Source organism: Sphingobium sp. L-44, assembly GCF_056859495.1.
The window spans coordinates 1-4,124 of the sequence record NZ_JBSXOQ010000003.1; the positions used below are offsets into that span (position 1 = coordinate 1).

General features: G+C 62.5%; 3 protein-coding genes. 1 reads left to right on the forward strand and 2 read right to left on the reverse strand.

All coding sequences use genetic code 11. The annotated features are described in order from the left end of the window. Nucleotides 1-110 precede the first annotated feature (110 nt). Both AC13EK_RS00050 and AC13EK_RS00055 read right to left on the reverse strand, forming a co-directional pair. The gene (locus AC13EK_RS00050; RefSeq protein WP_004213209.1) at nt 111-896 is read right to left on the reverse strand and encodes an SDR family NAD(P)-dependent oxidoreductase; all 786 of its coding nucleotides are present in this window, start codon (nt 894-896) and stop codon (nt 111-113) included. Beyond that, entirely contained in the window at nt 893-1,444 is a 552-nt protein-coding gene (locus AC13EK_RS00055) for a recombinase family protein (RefSeq protein WP_004213210.1), read from the reverse strand. Before AC13EK_RS00055 ends, AC13EK_RS00050 begins: the two co-directional genes overlap by 4 nt. Before the next feature lie 139 nt (nt 1,445-1,583). On the opposite strand from AC13EK_RS00055, the gene AC13EK_RS00060 reads away from it, so the two are divergent. After that, on the forward strand, nt 1,584-4,124 hold a 2,541-nt coding region (locus tag AC13EK_RS00060; RefSeq protein WP_483021940.1), incomplete at its 3' end, for a Tn3 family transposase.

Below are 4,124 nucleotides of genomic sequence, written 5' to 3' on the forward strand. Positions count from 1 at the left end.
GGGGTGACTACACGAAAGTGACGTATCTGCACGCTAAGGGCGAACAAATCCGGTACGATGCCAGCAGATGCTATTCGCAGGCTTTCCTGCCCCTTTTATGTGGTGCCGCCCTACGGGCGCCGATATGGGAGGGCGGCAATCCGATTGACCAACGATCGAGGTAGAACCCTGCTCGCCAAATATGTGAGCTGGTTGCCCATCCCCGGTATGGCGAAGGATTGCCGATAAACCAGAGCGTGGACTGCATGGGCCGCGCACCGGTCAACGTCCATCAAACCCAACCTCCCCCACTTCAAATCGCTGAGGGCAGCCATGTCTGTGTCGATTCCACCGGGTGCAAAAGACCCAACACTCACTCCCGTCCCGGCAAGCTCCACGGAAAGCGCTCGCATGAGGGTGCTCACATAGGCTTTCGACGCGCCGTAGACCGCTTGGAAGGGCACGGATGTTTCGCCCGCCAGGCTCGACACGGCGATTACTGAGGATTCAAACGGCTGCTCCCTGAAAATCGCAATCAGGCGAGCCAGCAAATCCGTGAAACCGAGTATGTTTGTTTCAATTACCTCGGCATAAGTGTCGGCACGGCCTGCATCAAATGAACCAACGCTCGTCATTCCGGCAACCAACAAAGCGGCTGTTACTTGCAATTCTGCAACCTTAGCCGCGATTTTCTCCCTGCCCTCGATTTCACGTTGATCAGCCACTATAATCTCGCACGGCACATTGAACCGCTCGTCAATTTCGGTCTGTAGCTCCCGCAAGTTGTCGAGCCTTCGTCCAACAATCAGGGGCTTGGCCTGGTACGATGCCGCCAAGCGGAGGGCGGACGCTCTGCCCAAACCGGTCGAAGCCCCTGTGACCAGCACCCACGAGTTCTTGATCGCCAGCGGTTTCACGCGTTTTCCAGAGCCTTGTATAGGGCGGTTTTGCCGATCTTGAGCCGGGCCGCCGCCTCACGAACAGTGAGGCCCGCTGCGATATGCGCCCGCGCTTTACGTAGTTTGTCGGGGGTAACGACAGGCCGGCGACCACCCTTGTTGCCCCGCTCGCGTGCGGCCTTGAGGCCGGCATGAGTGCGTTCACGGATCAGGTCACGCTCGAATTGGGCCAGCGAGCCGAAGATGTTGAACACCAGCATGCCGCCCGAAGTGGTGGTGTCGATATTCTCGGTGAGTGAGCGGAACCCGATGCCGCGCGCCGCAAGCTCGCCGACCTTCTCGATCAGGTGGCTCATCGAGCGGCCGAGGCGGTCGAGTTTCCAGACCACCAGCGTGTCGCCGGGGCGCAAATAGGCGAGCGCTTCGGTTAGGCCAGGCCGATCGGCTTTTGCCCCGGATGCGTGATCGTCGAATATACGGTCGCACCCGGCAGTGTTCAGCGCGTCAAGCTGGAGCGACAGCTTCTGGTCTGCGGTCGAGACGCGCGCATAGCCGATCAGCGCCACATGATGCCCGATCCTGTCCGTTTTCCCGTCATTATGCGATCTTGTCCGAATCGCCGTTACAGGTCCAGAGTTAACGGACATATTCCTGTTGGCCGCCAGAGGACCGTCTGACGGACACGCAAAGCGAAGGAGATGATGCTTGGCGAGACGGCGACTGGTGAGCCTGGAAATCTGGGCGAGGCATTATGGCGCGCCGCTCGATGAGCGCGAGATCGCGCGTCATTATACGCTGACCAGCGACGACCTGGAAATTGTCGGCCGCCGTCGCGGCGATGCCACCCGGCTCGGCTATGCGATGCTCATGCTATATATGAGATGGCCTGGCCGTGCGCTGGAAGCGGGCGAAGTCCCGCCCGCTCCTGTGCTCGCCTATGTGGCGCAGCAACTCGGCGTCGCGCCGGCAGCCTTCGCGGATTATGCCCATCGGGACCAGACCCGTCGCGAGCATCTCGTCGAAATCCGACGATCGCACGGGTTCAGGATTTTTGACCGCAACGCTTTCCGTGAAGTTGTCGCCTTCTCGGTCCCAATCGCGCAGACCATCATACACCCCGGCCAGATGGCAGACGTCATCGTCGATGAACTCCGGCGCCTGCAGATCCTCCTGCCTTCTCCGTCGATTCTCGAAGCGGTGCTGCGGCGGGCGCGCCAGCAAGCCGAACAGCTTACCTATGAAGTGCTCACGAATGGCCTGCTGCCTGACACCCTTCAGGGCCTGGACGATTTGCTGGCCCGACGACCGGGGCAGGTCGCGACATGGCTATCCTGGATGCGCAATGCGCCACAATCGCCGGCAGCGCGCAACATCCTGCGCCTGATCGAACGGCTCGCCTATATCCGCGCGCTGGGCCTCGATCGCGCCCGTGCCGACATGATCCCGGCTTTGACTTTTGACAGGCTGGCGGACGAAGGCAGCCGCATCACACCCCAGCACCTTGGCGAACTCAATGCCCTGCGCCGCCATGCGACGCTGGCGGCAACCGGCATCCGGCTTGAGGAAAGCCTGACCGACGCCACCCTGACGATGTTCGACAAGCTGTTGGGCAGCATGGCGCGCCGCGCCGAGAACCGGACCCGCGACAAAGCCCTCAAGACGGTGCGCGAGTTGCAAGGCCACCTCCGGACGCTCACGGGGTCTTGCCGCCTCCTCATCGACGCGCGCAGCAAGGGCGTGGATTCTCTGGCGCAGATCGAGGCGCTGGACTGGCAGCACTTCGCCGTGGCCGTCGAGCAGGCCGAAGTGCTCGGGCGACCGGAAACCGTCGATCGCACCGCCGAATTGATCGAGCGGCATCGGACGGTGAAGCTCTTTGTCGGCGCTTTTCTCAACGCCTTCGAGTTTCGCGGCGCCGGCGCGGTTCAGGGGCTCCTGTCAGCGCTGGCCATCATCGCGGAGCTATATCGGACCGGCAAACGGCGCTTGCCTGATCGCGTGCCGCTACGCTTTGTGCCGCCCGCATGGCGCCCGTTCGTCCTGCGGGATGGCATCGTTGATCGTGCCGCTTATGAACTATGCGCCTTGTCGCAACTACGCGAGCGGTTGCGAGCCGGGGATATATGGGTCGCGGGAAGCCGGCAGTTTCGCGATTTCGACAGCTATCTCATACCGCCGGCGACCTTTGCGGCGCTGCGCGAGAAGGGGCCGTTGCCGCTCGCCATCGAAACGGATTTCGAGCGCCATATCGAGGAACGGCGCACCAGGCTCGACACGGCGATCGAGCAGGTAACGGTCCTTGCACGGCAAGGGGAGCTGCCCCAGGTTAAGCTTGACGAAAACGGTCTCATCATCTCGCCGCTGAAGGCGGCAACACCGCCCGCCACCGAGATTGCCCGTCGCGCCGCCTATGATCGACTGCCGCGCGTGAAGATCACCGATCTTCTGCTGGAGGTCGATGCCTGGACCGGGTTCAGCGAATGCTTCATCCATCGTCGTTCGGGCCGGGAAGCCGACGATCGCAATGCGCTGCTCACGGTCATCCTCGCCGATGGCATCAATCTCGGCCTCACACGCATGGCGGAAACCTGCCGGGGCGCAAGTCTGCGTCAGCTCGCCCATCTTCACGACTGGCACATCAGCGAAGCCGCCTATGGCGAAGCGTTGGGAAGGCTGATCGACGCCCATCGCGCCATGCCGCTCGCCGCGCTGTGGGGAGACGGCACCACTTCGTCGAGCGACGGACAGCAATTTCATGCCGGGGGCCGTGGGGCCGCGATCGGCGACATCAACGCGCGCAGCGGCAACGAACCAGGCGTTGCCTTCTACACCCATGTCTCGGATCGATATGACCCCTTCGCAAGTCGGGTGATCGCGGCGACCGCTGGCGAAGCGCCCTATGTGCTGGATGGCTTGCTGTATCACCAGACCGGCCTGACGATCGAGGAGCACTACACCGATACGGGCGGGGCATCGGACCATGTGTTCGGCCTCATGCCCTTCTTCGGCTACCGCTTCGCGCCGCGCCTGCGCGACATCAAGGAGCGTCGTTTACACCTCCTTCCCGGCCAAGAATCCGGCCCCTTGCTTGCCGGCATGACGGCCGAACCGATCGCATTGGGTCATGTCGCGGCGCATTGGGACGAACTGCTGCGGTTCGCCACGTCGATCCGCACCGGCACCGTCACTGCTTCGGCAATGCTGCGCCGCTTGTCCGCCTATCCGCGACAGAACGGACTGGCCCTC